The sequence below is a fragment of the Xenorhabdus indica genome, assembly GCF_014467235.1.
In the GTDB taxonomy this organism is placed as follows: Bacteria; Pseudomonadota; Gammaproteobacteria; order Enterobacterales; family Enterobacteriaceae; genus Xenorhabdus; species Xenorhabdus indica.
The window spans coordinates 1-18788 of record NZ_NKHP01000017.1; the positions used below are offsets into that span (position 1 = coordinate 1).

The following is an 18788-nucleotide window of genomic DNA, read 5'->3' on the forward strand; positions in this document are numbered from 1 at the left end:
TATATCAATCTGTTTTTCTATAAAAGCATACCAACCGAGATTGTGTATTGGACTATTTTCATAAAGTGCCTGTTCGTAAAACACATCTTCCTGAGAAGGATGAAGGCTATATACATTCGAATTCAACGCACTTTCAGGTATTCTCATAATAAATTATACGAATGCATTCCGTTCGCAAGTCACTTGCACTCTATGACACAAACGAGTAGATTGCAGCTCTATACCCAACCTAAATCAATTCATGCTTTGGTATTCATGTAATCCACTATTCGAAACCTAACGCTTTTTCACCTGTTCCGGCCTATATTATTACTTAATCTGGTAAGTCTCGTTATTATCTATCGTTGCATCACTACAGAGATTCTCGCAATCTTTCAGCATTCTCCTTTATACAAAAATAGTTGATATTTACCAGTGTTAATGGTTAATGTTCTCCATTACTGATATGAGTTACTTTATATTTCAGTTACTCTGAATAACTATTTATACCCTTCATCTCTTATTTTAATTATAACCATGATTTATTACTCACTATTAAATCAGCACAGTTATTTATCTGTATAATTTTGATTGTCATTTAGATTCAAGTCTACATTATTTTTTATTTAATACAGGGTGTTTTTAATTATTACGGAGAGAGAAATAAAACAAATTATATAGTTCATAAATTACATACTAACATTTGATTTATTATTCAGAAGGTATAACAGTCAGGTGAATACTGAGAGAAGGTATAATTTTCAATTAAGGAATAACTAAGATATCCATTTTAAATAAGGGAATATTTAGTGAATGTTTATTTATTCTTGAGGTAAAAAAAAATTAATTTTGGAGAAAAAACTTATACTCCATGGTTTTCAAGGTACGTCATAACGGCAAGGGAGCAAATCCCCGGAAGTGATCGATTACAAAGGTGCAATGCTGAATTGGTAGTTCAGTTCCAGTAACACAGCATTGTTAATCAGTTCAAAAATTGAATGTAGTGCTGACATATCCGCCTCTTTATAATCATTTATCTTAATGTATTTATTATCTTCCAAGCTGACAAATCATTAACATAATCTTATAACTATTTAGTACATTAATATGTTTAAAATAATAGACAACCATCCTAATTTCATTATATTTAAAAAATAAAATATAAAAAAACATCAAGTTAATTAATTATATATTAATATGAGAAATTGATTTTTCAATCCCACCTGTCAATTCAACAACTATGTTAATTAATTAGGATTAACTTGTTGGATTTCGTTAAGATAACTAAAAAAAGCCAACAAAAAAAATACAAAATATTCACCAAAATTCCAGGCAGGTTCTACAAATCTAAATATACTTTAGTTAGCTATTTAGTTTTTTATAAAACCGATATGAAGGAGATATACTATGTATTCTGTAAATGCCGCTGATAAATTCGCATCGTTAGTTCTATATGCAGCAAGTATGTATGAACAATATCCAAATGACCCGAAACCTCCCCCAGATCCACGCATAGAAAGAGATGGGTGGAAATTGACAGGTTATATTTTGGGTAACAACTTTCATTTCAAAAAAAATGCCAAAACAAATAAAAATGAATTAATGATTACCGCAACTAAAGTTATTAATGGATATATTGCTGAGAGAATAACTAACCCCGGAGAATATTTTATTGCCCTCCGAGGAACTAAAACCCTGACAGAATTTATAGAAGAGTTACATATAAATTATATATATCCTTGGTCTGATACACCGGATCAAGCTGTTTTTGATGGCTTTTATAAACTATATAAATCTCTGAAACTTATTATTCCTTACGATACGGAGATTGGTTACACCCAATTCAAACTAGCAGACGCCATCGCACAATTTATCGGGACATATGGTCAATATACGATATCAGGTCACAGTCTTGGTGCTGCAATGGCAACTTACCTTATAAGAGATATCTATGATAAAGCACCTAATGGCAGGACATGCCTATTTGCCAGTCCAAAAACAGGGAATCGAGAATTTGTTACATATATTGATCAGCATTTTAGAGATAATGTCGTTATTAATTATGTAAATGATATAGTTCCTCGTCTTCCCTATTTTCTCGGTGAACAACTACCACATGTTAAGGAGCTTATTTCGATGGACAAAGTGACAATCCATGATTCAATCATTTGCAACCATGCCTTACTCAGTTATATTGCTTTATTAAATAGATTTCAATTTTTCAATGTCCTTGATAAATATGGTACTCCAGAAGAGAATGAAACATGGAATGATTGTCTGCAAGTCATATTCGGTTAAATAAATCATCACAGATTATTATTCATAACCCGATATATGGACACCGACTTAATTCTGGGTGTCCATATATCGGGTTAATTATCACTTTGCTGAGACTCAGGTTCTAAGGTATTTGTTTCTAATCATGGGATACTGTCACGCAGTGTAGAACACTGCCAACATGAGGAGCAGATAATAAATTATCTACCGTGCCTGATGGCTGAAATACTAACTTCATCCCTTTATCCCCTTCACAAATATCCGCTCACCAATGAAATATCCCTTTGATACATCCCATCAGCAACGAATACAAAAAATAAAAATGATTATCATTATCTAATGATATTAATAATGATTATTCTTTGCAGTATCATCAAATTTATTTTATTAATCGTAACCACTGGCTAACAGAATTAATGGAGCATTATCAGGAGTAACGTGGCAGGAGGCCTTCACTATTCAGCTTAGTCATAATGATGTCGTCTTAATTATCAATTTGATTTTTAAAAAATTATCTTAAAACATCTATATTGCTATATTGAGAGATGAAATCCATGGTACTGCCTATCAAGAATAAGACATTGAAAACCACAAAAGAACAAATATAAAGAACAGGAAGTGGTATTGGTTATCACATTGCCAGCCGATTTAGTCAGGCTGGAACGGAAGGGAAGAAATTGCCGATGTAATTCTTTTTCTTGCCTCAGGTTTCGCCAGTCATATTACCTTGCAGGATATTGATAACCGTAGAAACCGCCATGAAAGCAACCACCAACAGCAATACCTTTGGACATCTCACTGACCGTACAACGTACAAGCGGCTGCCAAAGCAGCCACTTATTTTTAAGTATACCTACAACTTAATACCATCCAATTAATACCAACGAAAAATCCGCATTCCTAATATAAAGGCGATAATCCCAATCACAACTAACGCCATTGAAGCGGGCACAACTTGTAATAGATCCCCACCTTCAATAAATACCTTGCGCATATTATCTGCCAGAATGGTTAACGGCAGGTATTCAACGATACTCACCATCCATTGTGGAAAGTGTTTGTAACTGAAAAAGATCCCTGATACCAAAACCTGTACCAGAATCGAAACTTCCAGCAAACCATTCGCCGTCTGGGCTTTGCGGGCACGGGATGCTACCAAAACCGCTACACCAGAGAAACAGATGTTTCCCGTGAACAACAAAAGCAAAAAGGCGTAAAACGATCCCTGTATTTCTATGCCGAAGTAAATTTCGGCAAACAGGTAAATAATCAATATTTCAACGAAGTTGATGATCAGACAAGCCAGAATGTGTGCCATCAGAAAGGTGGATTTACGCATTGGTGTGATGCACATTTGACGTGTTACCCGTGCAATGCGTTTCTCTGCCAGTGCCCAACCGACTGCGATCAGACAGGTTTCCATAATTGCCATCGCCAACAATCCCGGCACCAGGAAATCCAGATAACGTAACCCCGGTGTTTCCAATATGAAGAGGTTTTCGTCTGCCTGTTTTCCCTCCTGTTGATTGAGCAGGTAGTAAGTCAACAGTGCATTACTGTCCTGTGGATCAAGGTAGTGAACCCGCTTACCTTCTGCATTCTGTTCAATAAACATCTGGATATCACCACGTTTCAACCCCAGAACCACAGCATCGTGATCAGGATAATATTTAATGCGATATTTCACCTTCACCAATTTATCACGTTTGATTCCATCCTGATTGATAATACCGGAGATCATGTGCTCATGTGCTGCAAGCTGCTCTCCCCATTGTTTGATCTTCTGCTGTTCTACAATTTCTGTAGGCAAGACGATACCGATATCCCTTTCCGGGATATCCTGAGATGAGAATGAAACGCCTAATAACCAAACCAGCAACAGCGGAAAACCAAATGACCAGAACAGTATTTCCGGTTCACGGAGATATTGCCGGAATTGCGTTTTCATCAGATTGATCAGTGCGCTATTCATGGAATCTTCTCCCTGCCAGAATCATGAACAAATCATCCAATGTTTTTCTCCTGACCATAAACTCATTAATATCTGCATTGACTTTTTTAGCAAACTCAAAAAGATAGGCTACAAAACTGGCAGAATCGTTAATCATCATACGAACCTTGTGTTTTTTCTCATCGTACTCATAACTCAGTACCTGGCTGTGTTGACTCAATCCCTGTAAACGTTCAGGAGATGAGGTGCTCAGTTCAATCAGGTCGCCATTACAGTGCTTTTTCAACAATTCATCCATACTGCCCTGAGCAATGATTTCCCCTTTGTTCATGATACAAATACGGTCACATAAGTATTCAGCCTCTTCCATGTAATGGGTTGTCAGAAGCATTGTTGACTGTTTTTCCCGGTTAAGTTTGCGCAGAATATCCCAGGTATCATGGCGGAAACGTGGATCAAGCCCGGTTGTAGGCTCATCCAGTATCAGGATTTCCGGCTCATTCATAATGGCAACACCCAGTGCCAGTCGCTGACGCTGTCCCCCCGATAACCCCTCCACATAGGTTTTGTGTTTTTCCGTCAACTCAACCAACTCCATAACATCCTGTACTCGTTTACGTGAACAGCCATAGAAGCTACCGAACAGGGTCAGAACTTCTTCCACTTTCAGTTTATTGATAAACAATGTTTCCTGTAAGACACCACTGAGACGCTGACGCAGGTAATGCGCGTCATGCTGCCATGTTTTTCCCAATACCCGTACAGAGCCTGAGTCCGGTTTTTTCAGGCCTTCCAGTATTTCAACCAGTGTCGTTTTTCCCGCACCATTCGGACCAAGCAGGCCAATAAACTCCCCACGATACACATCCAGAGAAATACCTTTCAGTGCCTGATAATCTTTGAAGTGTTTTTTGACTTGGTTAAACTCAATCACTTTCTCTTCTTGATTCTGAATACCCATTCTCTGTATCTCATATGGTGATAAATTGGGAAAGGGAGGATAGTTTCGCTTTCAGTAACCCGGTAAAACGTGTGATCCCATTTTGATTGAAACAGCAGCAATTGATTTGCATGATTGGTTTCCCATCTTCAGAGAGTGTGACGTAAATATTGATGGAATCATTTTCCCATCCGGTGGATATTGATTGACTGGATAAGGTTTGTTGTTCCCGATGTTCACTTTTCCAATAGCCACTCAGATGCAATCCACCCGGTTTGTTATCAGCTACCGTAGATTTGAATGCATCCTGCAATATATTGATGTTAATCGTTGGTTGCGAAATTTCCACACTGTGTTTGTTTCGGCGGATGATGGACTGCGGCGGTCTCGGCTCCATAAACAGAAAATCAGCCAAAAAGCTTGGGTAAAGTTGAGCACGCCGGAATATTTTGCTGTAGAGCCAGCTACCTGTTCGGATTGCCAGAGAATACAGCCGGGGACTGTTGTGCCAACGCTGCTTAGCCATAACACCAACAGGCAGGCTCCACGGGCATTCTATATGATCATAAGCACACAAAATATTTTCCCTGACTTGTTCCAGCAAGGCGACGGTTGCCGCCCCCTGTTCTGTTGCTTTAGCGATGATCCTGTCCATGTTGATAGGCACCGGCATGACACGCAACATGGGTGCCATCAGCGTCTCACTTCCGGGCTGTTCCCGGCCTTCCAGCACCGAATTGAGAGAGAAACGTGACTGCCCTGTCATTTCATGGACAACCTCAGCAACCAATGTCAGAAAGGCCATCTGTAACGTTGCCTTGTGCTGTTTCGCCAGAATATTCAACAATGCGTAACTATCATCGGGAAACGGCAGGTAGAACTCGTGATCGATAAAGTTCTCCTGATTGAGGTCACGGGCGGGGAAACGCGCATAGGAATATCCCATCAAATGACGCCGCCAGAAAGCCAGATCCTGTAGCCCCTGACGCTGATGGATTTCCCGCTCATAGCGTACCCATTCATCAATCTGCATCTGATTTGCCATGCTTTTATCTGTACGTAACGGATTTTTCTTCCCCTGACACCCTTGTGCATAAAACCGCCATAGTTGTTGTTCAAACAGGTGCATGGCGCCTCCATCTGCCACAATGTGAGGAAAACATAAAAACAGCAGATGTTTTGATTCCTCCAGCCGGAAAAGCTGTGCCCGTAGATGAGGGGGGGATTTCAGGTCAAATGGTGTATTCAGGAATTGCCGGGAATTTTTGATAATGAACTGTTCCTGCTCATCGACATCATACCCTGACAGATCCTGTAGAGGTAAGTCGAACTCCCGGACATGGCAAGTCCGCTGCATCGGTGCATAGTCCAGAATTTCCGTACGCAGGGAGATATGCGACTGAATCAGGTTATTGATGGCTTGCTCCAGCAAGTTTGTTCGCAAGTCCCCTTCAATCAAAATACCTACCTGATTGTTGGCGGTATCCCCAAGTGCAGTGGAGACAAACCAGAAGCAGAGCTGAGCATACCCCAACGGGAACCAATTCCCCTTCCCTTTATTTTTTCCAGAATGATGCGCAGTCAGAGCTGTCTCACGCTTCTGAGTATAGGCGGTCATTTCCTTCCCTCCGGGTTATCTGCCAGATTTTCCGTTTTCTGCCGGCTGCGCAGATTGACCTGTTCAGCTAATTGCTCAATGGTGGAGTGTTCATAAATAAAACCTACGGGAAACGTTACTTGCAGCCGTTGTTTAATTTTTGCGATGATCTGCACAGCCATGAGCGAATGACCATTGAGTTCAAAGAAATCATCAAATACGCCTAATGGACCAATACCCATTTTTTCCTGCCAGATATCAGCAATAATCTCTTCTGTTTGATTACGGGGCGGTTGATAATCGACACTCAATACCGGGCGGGGATACAATTTCTGTTCATTTGTTTTCTGGGTAACGCTCTTCTGAGTAGAAGACTTCTGTGTGGAAGCCGCGTCACTTTGCCATGAGCTTGTCTTCACCACATTTGGATCTTGCCCTGCCGCAGTATTCTCTTCTGAGCCGTGGTCAATATCCGGCAACGGTAAGCCACGGGTAGAAATGGCGTAAACACTATCACCATGTGCCAATAGTGACTCCAGTAATTGGCAACCCTCTTCCGGCAGGATACCGTGTTTAATGCTTTCCTGTTCCTCATCATCCTGATACCACTGGCGCAAGCTATCTACCGCCATTCCGACTTCACGCCATGAATCCCAACCAATGGCAAGGTAACGGGTATGATTTTTCTTGCCTGAGTTTTCCTTGCTTAAACAGCGTTGATGGCGTGACAAGGCATAAGCATCTTCAAAGGCATTCGCGGCACAATAAGCGACTTGTCCCATTGATCCCACGGTAGAGGCCAACGATGAGCACAGGACGAAGAAGTCCAACGGTTGACGTTTAAACCAGTTATCCAATACTTGTGTTCCCACTACTTTTGATTGGAAAACCTGAAGCGAATCTTCGAGTCGGCGGTTTTGAATCAGTCCACCGTCTGCGATACCGGCACAGTGGAAAATGCCGTGGATCTGTCCATGCTGGAGTACAACATCTGTTAGTGCTTTACCAACTCTGGCCGCATCCGCTAAATCGGCTGCAATGACAGAAACAGAAGCCCCCATCTGTTGTAACTGCTGCAATAAACGGATATGACGTGACCGTTTATTGTCGGCATCATGATTTTTCAGCCAATCTGACCACGCATTTTCGGGTGGCAATTCACTGCGGCTAATGAAAATTAAATGAGGCTGATAACGGCTCGCCAGATGAGTCGCTATCGTGGCGCCAATACCACCAAATCCCCCAGTGATCAGGTAATGGCCTCCCTGTCTGAATAATGGTGGCGACGCAACCGGCAGTGTGACAGTTTCAATCAACGGGACATAACGATGTCTGCCACGGAGTGCTACGATATTGTCTTGTTCGTTCTGCTGCTCTGTATTCTGCCCTTCCGGTTGTCTAAGGATCTCCGCCAGTAATGTTGACATTATCGCGTTGGAGTGAATGGGATTGAGTAAAGGCAGTGACCATCGGGTAGCGGGCAGTGCAATGTCAATACTCTTACACTGTACCTGCTCAAATTCTTTTGGGATCACACGACAAGGGCCAATGAGCAACGCTTTGGCAGGATCATTACAATCATGTTCGGTAATAACATGCAGCCGATTAGAGAGAATGTTTATTCTTAATGGGCTGGATGGGCTGGTTCTTAAAGCATCTGTTTTTAAGACATCTGTTTCTAAGATATCGGCTTGCAGTCCATCCTTTGTTTCCATTCCATCGGTTGAGAAGCTATCGGTTAAGAAGCTATCCGATGAAACGCTATCCACCGCAAATTGCCGGGCAATATGCAGTAAGGATTCATAATTTGTGAACGCTGTTTTCAATGCAATGGAGGGCGAACGGGTTATCGACCAGGCATGAATAATGTTATTCACCCGTACTTTCTGCTGCTTAAGCAAATCTGCCAGAGCCTGATAGTCTTCACTGTGCTGCGGATTAATCGTTACCTGACGGGAAGTGGTATCGGTATGGAAATGCTTGCCCTGTATCACCCGCCAGACTTCCCCCCCCAATTGTGTCAGTGCCGTCGTTAACCGCTTTCCTATCCCGGCCCGATCCATAAAAATCAGGAAAACCTGACCGTTCAAACTGACATGATCCAGCACTGGTACGGTCATCTGTTTCCAGCGAACCTGATGGCTCCACTGTTCCAGTGGTAGTCGTCCATTAGCCGGTACAGATTGGTCGGCATGAAGAGGGTTACGATATGAATCATCATCAACCAATGTATCCAGACTGTAACGCTGATGCTGGAATACGTATCCGGGCAGAGGAAGGCGATGCCGCTTCTGTTGCCGATAAAACGCGGCCCAATCTACAGATATCCCCTGCTGCCACAACTGTCCCAATATATTCAATAAATACTGCCGATCCTGAATATCTTGTTTGATCCCACGTGTACTGCTGAGCACTCGTTGATATGCCGATATCCCCGTACTCTGTATTTTTGCCAGTCCGGCCAAAGTGCTGCCCGGCCCGACTTCTAATAAGACCGGTGTTTTTGGCGATGAAGATTTTTGAGACTGAACTTTTGCAGGTGCCATTTGTTGGGACAACAAGCACGCAATACCTTGACTGAATGAGACCGGCTCACGTAACTGACGAACCCAATAATCGGGAGATGTTGCTTGTTCAGCCGTGATCCATGTTCCTGTTACACAAGAGATAAATGGCAATCTGGGCGCTGATAATGATACGCCATCAAATGCCTGCCTGAACGGCTCCAGACAACCATCCATCATGGCACTGTGGAAAGCATGGGAAGTATGCAGCGCCCTGACTTCAATGCTATTTTCAGTTTCTTCCGCAAGACGGCCTTCCAGCGCTAATATGGCGTCAGTTTCACCGGATACGACACAAAGCTCAGGGGCATTATAAGCGGACAGTGTTACGCCTTCACTGAGATAGCCTTGTAATGTTTTTGCATCAAGCCCCACCGCTAACATTTTACCGGCAGGCATCTGATTCATTAATCCTGCTCGCCTGACCACAATCTTCAATGCATCCTCTAAGGTAAATACGCCAGCAAGGCAAGCTGCCACATATTCACCTATACTGTGACCAATACACGCTGTCGGGCGGAGCCCCCATTCCATCAGTAACTGGCTCAACGCATATTCAACAACGAATAAGGCAGGTTGGGTATAGCGCGTTTGATACAGCGCCGATGTTTCATCACGCTCAGCGGAGTCGAAGATCAGTGTACGGATATCTCGTCCCAATAAGGGAAGCAAGATCACCGCGCATTTATCAACCGTTGTTTTAAATTGCGGCTCCTGCTCATAGTATCCCTTCATCATGCCGGAATACTGGGCCCCCTGTCCGCTGAACATAAAGACAACTGATGAAGAAACTGTACGTACTGTATCCTGTACCGCATTTTCCTGTGCTGTCTGGGATAAATAATTGTCCAGTGCCGCAACAGCGCTTTTGTGATCATGGCATACCAGACTATGTCGGTAATCCATTTCGTGACGACCGATATGCAAGGTGTATGCGATATCAGCCAATGGCAATTGAGGCGATTTTTCCAGCCACTGACGAAATTTCAGCATATTTGCCCGTAATGCTGCCGGCGTTTTAGCTGAGAAGCAGAGTAGCTGTTGCGAATGAGCAGGACCTGATGAGGGAACACAAGGAGCTTCTTGTAAAATCATGTGGGCATTGGTTCCTCCGATACCAAAGGAGCTGACCCCTGCGCGACGAACGCTCCGACTCTGCCATTCCTCCCCTTTTATCGGAATATAAAATCTTGAGCCAGTCAGATTAATTTCCGGATTCAAGCGGGTAAAGTTGACCGCAGGTGGCAGATAACGGTGTGTCAGCATCTGTGCAACTTTCATGACTCCCGTTACACCCGCAGCGGAATCTACATGCCCCAGATTGGCCTTTACCGAAGCAACGGCACAACGTATCTGGTCGGTTAATAGCTCGTTGGTCAATTGCTCCTGAGCCAGTTGCTCCTGGAGCCTGACAGCCTGCTGATCATAAGCATTAAGCAGGGCTTTCATCTCCATAGGATCACCAAGATGAGTGGCTGTGCCATGTGCTTCTATATAACTGATACTCTCTGCCGGAACATCTGCCGCCAATAATGCGCGCCGAAGTACCGCAGTCTGGCCTGCTACTGAGGGTGCGGTAAAACCGATTTTCTCCGCCCCATCATTATTTACCGCAGAACCTTTGATAATCGCATAAATATGATCACCGCTGTCCAGTGCATCCTGTAACCGTTTCAGCACCAGAACACCGACACCATCGCCACCCAATGTACCGGATGCCTCAGCATCGAAAGTACGACAATGTCCATCATGGGATAGAATGCCACTACCATCAAAATGATAGCCGCTGTGGGATGGAAAACCGATATGAACACCGCCACCTAACGCAATGTCACATTCTCCCGCCAGCAAAGACTGACAGGCATAGTGCAAAGCTACCATTGAACTTGAACAGGCAGAGCCGATGGTAAAACTCGGCCCGCGCAAATTGAGCTTATAAGATACCCTGGTCGAAAGCAGGTCGTTATTATTACCGAATAACAACATATCCGACAAAAAGCGCCGCATTACCGTGGGGTAATTCAACAAATAGTGCAGTAAATAGCTGCTGCCGGAACTGCTGGCATAGACACCGATTACTCCGGGGAATTTCTCCGGTGTATAGCCGGCATTTTCCAAAGCCAGCCATGAGGTTTCCAGAAACAGACGCTGTTGTGGATCAATAGCCTGTGCTTCCCGTGGCGAATAACCAAAAAATTCCGCATCAAAATCTTCCGGATGGTCTAATACGGAAGCATTGCGAATAAAGTCGGCTCGCGAACGAGCCTCCATTGATATTCCTTCTGCATCCAGTTCAGCATCGCTCAGTGGTCTGATGGATTCAACGCCGGCAGCAATATTCTGCCAGAATTGTTCAATATCATTAGCACCGGGAAATTGCCCGGCCATACCAATAATGGCAATTTCAAAACCATGCAACATTGGTTCCATTGATTGTGTCATCTGAGAGTGATCCACCTGAACTTTATTAACTTCGGTGTTATTCATAATCCGCTATTCCTCTTCCCGTTTGCCCGCTATTCCTTTGCCTGTTGCTGTTTCTGCTGCATTTTTTTCTGCATTTCAGCCAGACGTTGACGGCCACCAGCGATATTGCTCTGACTCATCTCGTTATTTTTCTGCCCTGTGTTCATGGCTGATGACGATACGCTGTGATCATCCTGTCCACGCCTGCCGTTAATATACTGAGCAAGCTGGTGAATAGTGGAGTAATTCAGCAAATCAATAATGGACAGGCGGTTATAACCCAACGCATGCAGTTTCAGATGGACACGAGCCAGTAGCAGTGAATCTCCCCCCAGATCGAAAAAGTTTTCATCACAATCAGGGTATTCCATATCCAGTACTTCAGCCCAGACTTGCTGAATGGCCTGTACAGTCGGATCGGATGATAATTCCCATTGTGTGCTTTCTTCTTCGACAGTCTCCGTTGCAACAGCGTTTGCTTCTGTAGCCGTGGCATCTGTAGTAGCAATATTTGTAGTAGCAATATCTGTAGTAGCAATAGTTGTCGCGGCAATAGTTGTCGCGACAATAGTTGTAGTTGTCGCAGTAAACGGAATTCCCCCATTATTCAAAGCCTCATGATTCGAGACATCATGATGCGGCAGCCGCGCAATATCGATCTTGCCGTTGGCATTCAGTGGCAGAGAAGACAGTGCCCTGAAATAGGCCGGGATCATGTAGCGTGGTAATCTTTCCGCCAGATAACTGCGCAATTCCATCGTATTCAGTGTTTGTCCGGCACTCAGAACAACATAAGCAGCGATCCGTTTGCCCCGGTTTTCCTCAATCACACGAACAACAGCACGTTCAACATCAGGATGTTTACACAACACAGCTTCAATTTCCCCGGTCTCTACCCGATAGCCTCTGATTTTGTTCTGGTTATCAATGCGTCCCAGATATTCAATATCGCCATTAGGAAGATAACGCCCACGATCTCCGGTTTTATATAACCGCGCGGAAAGGGATTTATCGAATGGATTTTCAATAAACAGGTCTTGATAAAGGCTTTCCTGATTCAGATATGTCATTGCCAGACCATCACCACCAATGTACAACTCACCCGCGGTGCCGATAGGGACTGGTTGATGGAAGGTATCAAGAACATAGACCAGATTGCCTTCATTCGGTTTGCCGATTGGTACACTGTTACCTTCTGTACCACGGTAACAATGGCTGGTGGTGAAAGTCGTATTTTCTGTCGGACCGTAGCCGTTGATCAGAAGCAGTTCAGGGTAGCGTTCCTTAATACGGGCTGCATGCCATGATGACATTGCCTCCCCACCGGAAATAAGCTGTTTTACTGTTTGCAGTGTCTGTGGCCGCTCATCAACAATCAGATTAAACAACGAAGATGTCAGGAACAGACTTTCTACTCCCGACTCCTTAATGATTTTTTCCAACAGGAGTACAGAAATGGCACCCTGTGGGTAGATCACTATAGAGCCGCCATTCAGCAACGGCCCCCAGATTTCCCATGTTGAGGCATCAAAACTGACAGATGCCAATTGCAGACAACGACCAAAGGTCTGGAAGTCAATATAATTGACATCTTTGACCAGACGAATAATGCCTTTCTGCCCGATCAATACCCCTTTAGGTTTACCGGTAGAACCTGAGGTATACATGACATAGGCCGGTATATTGGCTTGGTTTTCCGCGTGATAGCTAAGATTGCCCGGCAGGTCCGTGACCGGCATCTGAGCCAGTGCGGACTGCTCTTCATCCAGCCACAAAATGGGAGGAAAATGAGATGCAATCGAAGGCAACAACCTGTCTGTTATCCGCCTGTCAATAATCAGCAGATCACATTGTGTATCTTCGATCTGCTCAATCAGCCGGATATCCGGATCTTCGGTATTAAGTGGCAGGTAAACCGCACCGAGTTTTACCAGCGCCAGCACCGAAATAACTAACTCAATACTGCGTCCCAATAACAGAGCAACATACTGCCCCTGTTTTACCCCTTTTTGTGCCAGTAAATGAGCCAATTGGTTAGATTGCTGATGCAGTTCCAGATAACTGAGTTGCCGCTCTCCGTATTCAACTGCGCAGGCTGAAGGAGTACGGGCTGCCTGTTCAGCAAACAACGCTGCCAGTGTTTCTTGCCCTTGATAGCCCGGTGCTCCCTGATTGAAACTTTCAATCTTCCGTTGTTGGATTATCGGCAGGAAGTGGCTGTCACAGTGCAATGCCTGCGGTTCTGCCACCATAGCAGCAAATACAGCGGCATAGCATTCAGCCATGTTCGCCGCTAATCCACGGCTGATTTTATTTTCGTCATAATCAAGCTGGACAGAGATTTGATCACTCGCCAAGGCAGACGAGAGAGTCAGATGCTGAAAATGGACATCTAATGTAAAGTGAGTGCCCTCATAAACATCCTGAGTATGCAGCCTGTCCACAACTTCCAGTCCTACTTCCGGCACCATCTGGTCGTAAATGTGGAAATCAATGTAGTTAAACAGGACTTCATCCAACAACGGTTGCTGACCAAATTGACGCTGAATTTCTGCTAGCGGGTAACGACGATAAGGGATCGCTTCAATTTCGTTGGCAAAGACTTGTCGGATCAGTTCATGCCAGGAAACGGGGGTCAAAATCTGGCGGAACGGCAGGATATTAAGGAACAGTCCATACAGATGATCACCGCCCTGAGCTTCCGGGCGACCATTGGCAGTGATCCCGGTCAGGATGTCATGCTCTCCGCTGAAAATACTCATGACTTTGATATGTCCGGTCAGCAGGATACTTTTCAGTGGCACGCCCAGTTGCTGCATCAGGTGGCGCAATCCCTGATAAACAGTACTGTCCAGTATCAGCGAAAAAGATTTCAATTTCGGACTGGTTGCAGATGCGGCGGTATCATTAATCCCGTCTGTATGCTGTTTACGGGGCAATTCAAGGATAGTGCAATCATCCAGTTTCTGCGCCCAATAATCTTTTTGTTTTTCATCAGCAATAGCGGCTTGTTCCAGTGCAATAAAATCACGGTATTCCAGCGATTTTTTATCCGGTGCCTGCCAGTTGGCTTGTCCTGTTAACGTGGCGTAGCGATTGAACACTTCCACGATCATGGTGTTATAACTCCAGCCATCAAAGACCGGGTGACATTCGGTCATCGTAAACTGGAATGAGTTATCCGTACGTAATTGAATGAAGAAACGCAACAGTGTCGGATTCAGCAGATCAAATGGATTGACCCTTTCCGCTTCCAGTAACGCTTTTGCCCGCTCATCCTGCTCTTTTTCTGACAAATGACGCAAGTCTTCAACAACAATGGGTAATTCAGCAAACTGATAAACTAACTGAAGAGGTTCGCTGTAATTTTCCATATCAAACGCAGTGCGCAGTACATCGTGAGCAGCCACGGTCTGGGCTGTCGCTTCCCTGAATGCCTGTTCATCAAATCGTCCATTCACACGCAGATGGGAAGTGCCGGTACAGTGATACACATTGGCATCAGGAGACATGTTCATGTGATAGAACATACCCGCCTGCATCCGGCTGAGCGGATAGGCATCAATGATTTTTTCCCGCTTTTCCTCTAAGCGCTGGCGATCTTTCTCTGAAATCTGACTGAACGGGGCAATGCTTTGTGCCGGCTGTTGATACGCTTTATTCGGTTCATTCGCCCCGCGTTCATCAATCAGGGCGGCCAGTTCTGCTATAGTCTGGTGCTGGAACAGATCCACCAGCGTCAAGGGCCAGCCACGATCCTGTGCTTTACCGGTTAATTGCACACCCCGCAGAGAGTCCCCCCCTAAGGCAAAAAAGTTATCATGAATACCAATCTGGGATACTGGCAATGTTTCCTGCCATAACATCAGCAGTGCTGCCTCGGTTTCACTGCGTGCTTCCTGATATTCACTGGCTAGCTGCGGCCGTACTTGCTGTGGTGCAGGGAGGGCCTTGCGATCAATCTTGCCATTACTGGTTAATGGCAGGGCATCAAGGAAAATAAAGGCCGATGGCAACATATAGTCCGGCAGTGTACGTTTTAACTCAGCTCTTATTGTTTCAACTGATAATGTTTCAACTGATAACGTTTCAACTGATAACGTTTCAGCGGATGATATAGGACTGGAGTGAGAAGCCGGTACGATATAAGCCACCAGATGAGAAGCCTGATTACCTTCATATTGGTGAGCCATCACGACAGCCTGTTCTATGGCGTCAATACGTTTCAGGGCAGTTTCAATTTCGCCCAGTTCAATACGGAATCCGCGGATCTTCACCTGATGGTCGGCACGTCCGAGGTATTCCAGAGAACCATCGCGCCGTAAACGGGCCAAATCCCCACTCCGGTATAACCGCTGTCCGGCCTCCGCCTGTGGGAAAATCTGCCGTTTATCGATAAAACGTTGGGCGGTGAGTTCAGGACGATTCAGATAGCCCCGTGCTACACCCGCTCCACCAATGTACATTTCTCCCACTGCGCCCAACAGGGACAATTTACCCTGTTTATCCAGCAGGAAAATTTCCAGATCATCCAGCGCCTCACCAATCGGGCTTTTGCCACCTTGCAAGGCATCAGCCTGCCTAATTCTGCGGTAAGTCACATGCACCGTAGTTTCGGTGATGCCGTACATGTTGATGATTTCAGGCTGTTCATCCCCGTGTTTTTTGAACCAGCCCAGTAAATTAGCCGGCTCCAGCGCTTCACCGCCCAAAATCACATAGCGCAGTGACAACGAAGGATCCATTTCGTTCTTTTGCGCTTCACTCCATTGATCATCTGCCGTAATAAAGAGCAGGAAAGCAGACGGTGTCTGATTCAACACCGTGACTTTTTCTTGTTGCACCCATTGATAGAAATGCTCCGGTGTCCGGCTGACCCAATAAGGCACAATGCTCAAACGACCACCGTACAATAGCGCGCCCCATATTTCCCATACGGAAAAGTCGAAAGCACAGGAGTGGAAGAGTGTCCAGACATCATTTTCTGTAAATGTAAAATGGCGTTCACTGGCGCTGAACAACCGCATGACATTGGCATGGGGTATTTCCACCCCTTTCGGTACACCGGTGGAGCCTGAGGTATAAATGACATAAGCCAGTGCATCCGGCTGACAAGGTATATCAGGGTTAGCCAGAGACATGGTCTGAATAAAGGTTTTTTCTGTGTCGATGCAGAGATAATCCACTTTTTCGTGGTCAAACAGGGTTCGATATTGGGGGATACCAATCACCAACTGAACATTGGCATCTTCAACGTAGAAACGCACCCGTTCCGGCGCGTGGCTGCCATCAATCGGCAAATAGGCTAGTCCGGCTTTCAGTACAGCCAGAATAGCCACCAGCATCTCCTCATCACGCTCCAGGCAAAGCCCAACCCGCGGTGTAAGCACTGTGGTTGTTTCTATTTGTCGCCGGATTTGCAGAATGTAGTGTGCCAGTTGGTTGGCACGCTGATTAAGCTGGTTATAAGTCAGCATCCGTCCATGATCAGTACTCAGGGCAATCGCCTGCGGACGACGCAAGACCTGTTGTTCAAACGCCTGATGCAGGGTCTGTGTCACCGGATGCTGACTCAGTTGGCGCGGCCATTCATGCACAAGCCAATGTTTTTCAGCCTCATTGATACACTGGTAATCCGTCAGCGCGGTTTGGGCATTCTGGACGATTTCCTGCAACAGGAAGTGGAAATTCGCCTCAAACTGTCTGATAGTCGCTTCACTAAACAAATCACTGCTGTATTCCAATGCTCCCCGCAATTGTTCTGCGCCATCGGCCAATGACACTTTTTCCATGGATAAGGTCAAATCGAATTTGGCGTGCTCCCCCAATAATGTGAATGGCGTCGCTTTCATTCCATCAAACTGCCATCCGGCAGAGTCAGAACCATCGAAAGCGAACATCACCTGAAATAACGGAGAGTAGCTCAGGTCGCGTTTGGGATTGATCGCTTCCACCAGTTGTTCAAAACTCACCTGTTGATGCGACAGGCCGTCAAGGACCGTATCAAAAACCTGCTGCTGCAATTCGGCAAACGTGGCATGGGGTTCCAGTTCAATACGGTAAGCCAATGTATTCACAAAGAAACCGACAACGCCTTCCAGTTCCAGTTGTCCACGTCCTGAGACCGGAGAACCCACAACCAGATCCGTCTGGCCGCTATAACGATAAAGTAACAGGTAAAACGCACTTAACAGGGTAGAGAATAGCGTCTTATTCTGTTGCTGCGCCTGTTGTGACAAGGCCTTAGTCAATTCAGGGGATAAAGTGAAGCAATGCGTTTTACCACGCAGACTCAAACGATTAGGGCGTGGGTAATCAAAAGGCAGAGCGATGGGTTCAACACCGGACAGTTTTTCTTTCCACCATGCCAGCGATGTCTCAAATTCAGTATTTTCATGCTGTTGGTGCTGCCATTCCGAGTAATCAATGTACTGAATAGGTAACGATGGCAATTCAGGAACATTGCCCTGCCGACGAGCGTTATAACACGCGGTCAGTTCACGACTGATAATACCGGCAGACCAGCCATCAGAAATAATATGGTGTAATACCATCACCAGATAATGGCGATCTTCTCCGTGTTCATCTCCACAACGATACAGGGTAAAACGCAGCAGAGGCGCCTGTTGTAAATTAAATGGCCGCTGGCTGTCCCGCTGTAAACGTTGTTTTTGCTGTTCTTCACTCAGCATAGACAAATCAACCGTCACCAGCGGTAAAGAAACCGATTCATGACAACGCTGATAAAGCGTGCCATCTTGATAAACAAAATCTGTACGGAAAGATTCGTGCCTGTCCACCATGTCGCTGATAGCCTGCTGAAGTGCCGGTATATCCAATTTTCCCTCAAGCACCAGCGCAGTGGTGATGTGATAAATAGCCGATTGTTGTTCGAGTTGTTCATGCAACCACAAACGTTTTTGCGCTAGGGATGCCTTAAATTGAAATGTATTTTCCTGCATAAAACCTCCGGCAAAATACCCTTCACTTTGCAAGTGTCGGGCATATTTCATT

The 18788-nt window shown here is 45.0% G+C and carries 6 protein-coding genes; 1 reads left to right on the forward strand and 5 read right to left on the reverse strand.

Going from position 1 to position 18788, the window contains the following annotated elements; translation table 11 throughout:
• The first annotated feature begins 1386 nt into the window (after window positions 1–1386).
• Complete coding sequence (locus Xind_RS13435) at window positions 1387–2277, forward strand: lipase family protein (RefSeq protein WP_052189351.1); 891 nt, start codon at window positions 1387–1389, stop codon at window positions 2275–2277.
• 853 nt (window positions 2278–3130) lie between these two features.
• Here Xind_RS13435 and Xind_RS13440 read toward each other — a convergent pair.
• Genes Xind_RS13440 through Xind_RS13460 form a run of 5 tightly spaced genes read right to left on the reverse strand, consistent with a single transcriptional unit; the run spans window position 3131 to window position 18787 of the window.
• Window positions 3131–4228 carry an ABC transporter permease gene (locus Xind_RS13440; protein WP_047678433.1) on the reverse strand — a complete coding sequence of 366 codons (1098 nt, stop codon included), beginning with the start codon at window positions 4226–4228 and terminating at the stop codon, window positions 3131–3133.
• Entirely contained in the window at window positions 4221–5168 is a 948-nt protein-coding gene (locus Xind_RS13445; RefSeq protein WP_047678436.1) for an ABC transporter ATP-binding protein, read from the reverse strand. Before Xind_RS13445 ends, Xind_RS13440 begins: the two co-directional genes overlap by 8 nt.
• A gap of 10 nt (window positions 5169–5178) precedes the next feature.
• On the reverse strand, window positions 5179–6765 hold the full coding sequence (locus Xind_RS13450) for a condensation domain-containing protein (RefSeq protein WP_187650250.1): 1587 nt from the start codon (window positions 6763–6765) through the stop codon (window positions 5179–5181).
• Window positions 6762–11795: a type I polyketide synthase gene (locus tag Xind_RS13455; protein ID WP_187650251.1), complete on the reverse strand. Its 5034-nt coding sequence runs from the start codon at window positions 11793–11795 to the stop codon at window positions 6762–6764. Before Xind_RS13455 ends, Xind_RS13450 begins: the two co-directional genes overlap by 4 nt.
• Window positions 11796–11824: 29 nt before the next feature.
• A complete protein-coding gene (locus Xind_RS13460) occupies window positions 11825–18787 on the reverse strand; it encodes a non-ribosomal peptide synthetase (protein WP_187650252.1) in 6963 nt (2320 codons plus the stop codon).
• Window position 18788 lies beyond the last annotated feature (1 nt).

Excerpts from the sequence above, each read along its gene's own strand:
- Xind_RS13435 (WP_052189351.1), top strand. The coding sequence starts at position 1,387 with ATGTATTCTGTAAATGCCGCTGATAAATTCGCATCGTTAGTTCTATAT.
- Xind_RS13440 (WP_047678433.1), bottom strand. The coding sequence starts at position 4,228 with ATGAATAGCGCACTGATCAATCTGATGAAAACGCAATTCCGGCAATAT.
- Xind_RS13445 (WP_047678436.1), bottom strand. The coding sequence starts at position 5,168 with ATGGGTATTCAGAATCAAGAAGAGAAAGTGATTGAGTTTAACCAAGTC.
- Xind_RS13450 (WP_187650250.1), bottom strand. The coding sequence starts at position 6,765 with ATGACCGCCTATACTCAGAAGCGTGAGACAGCTCTGACTGCGCATCAT.
- Xind_RS13455 (WP_187650251.1), bottom strand. The coding sequence starts at position 11,795 with ATGAATAACACCGAAGTTAATAAAGTTCAGGTGGATCACTCTCAGATG.
- Xind_RS13460 (WP_187650252.1), bottom strand. The coding sequence starts at position 18,787 with ATGAAATATGCCCGACACTTGCAAAGTGAAGGGTATTTTGCCGGAGGT.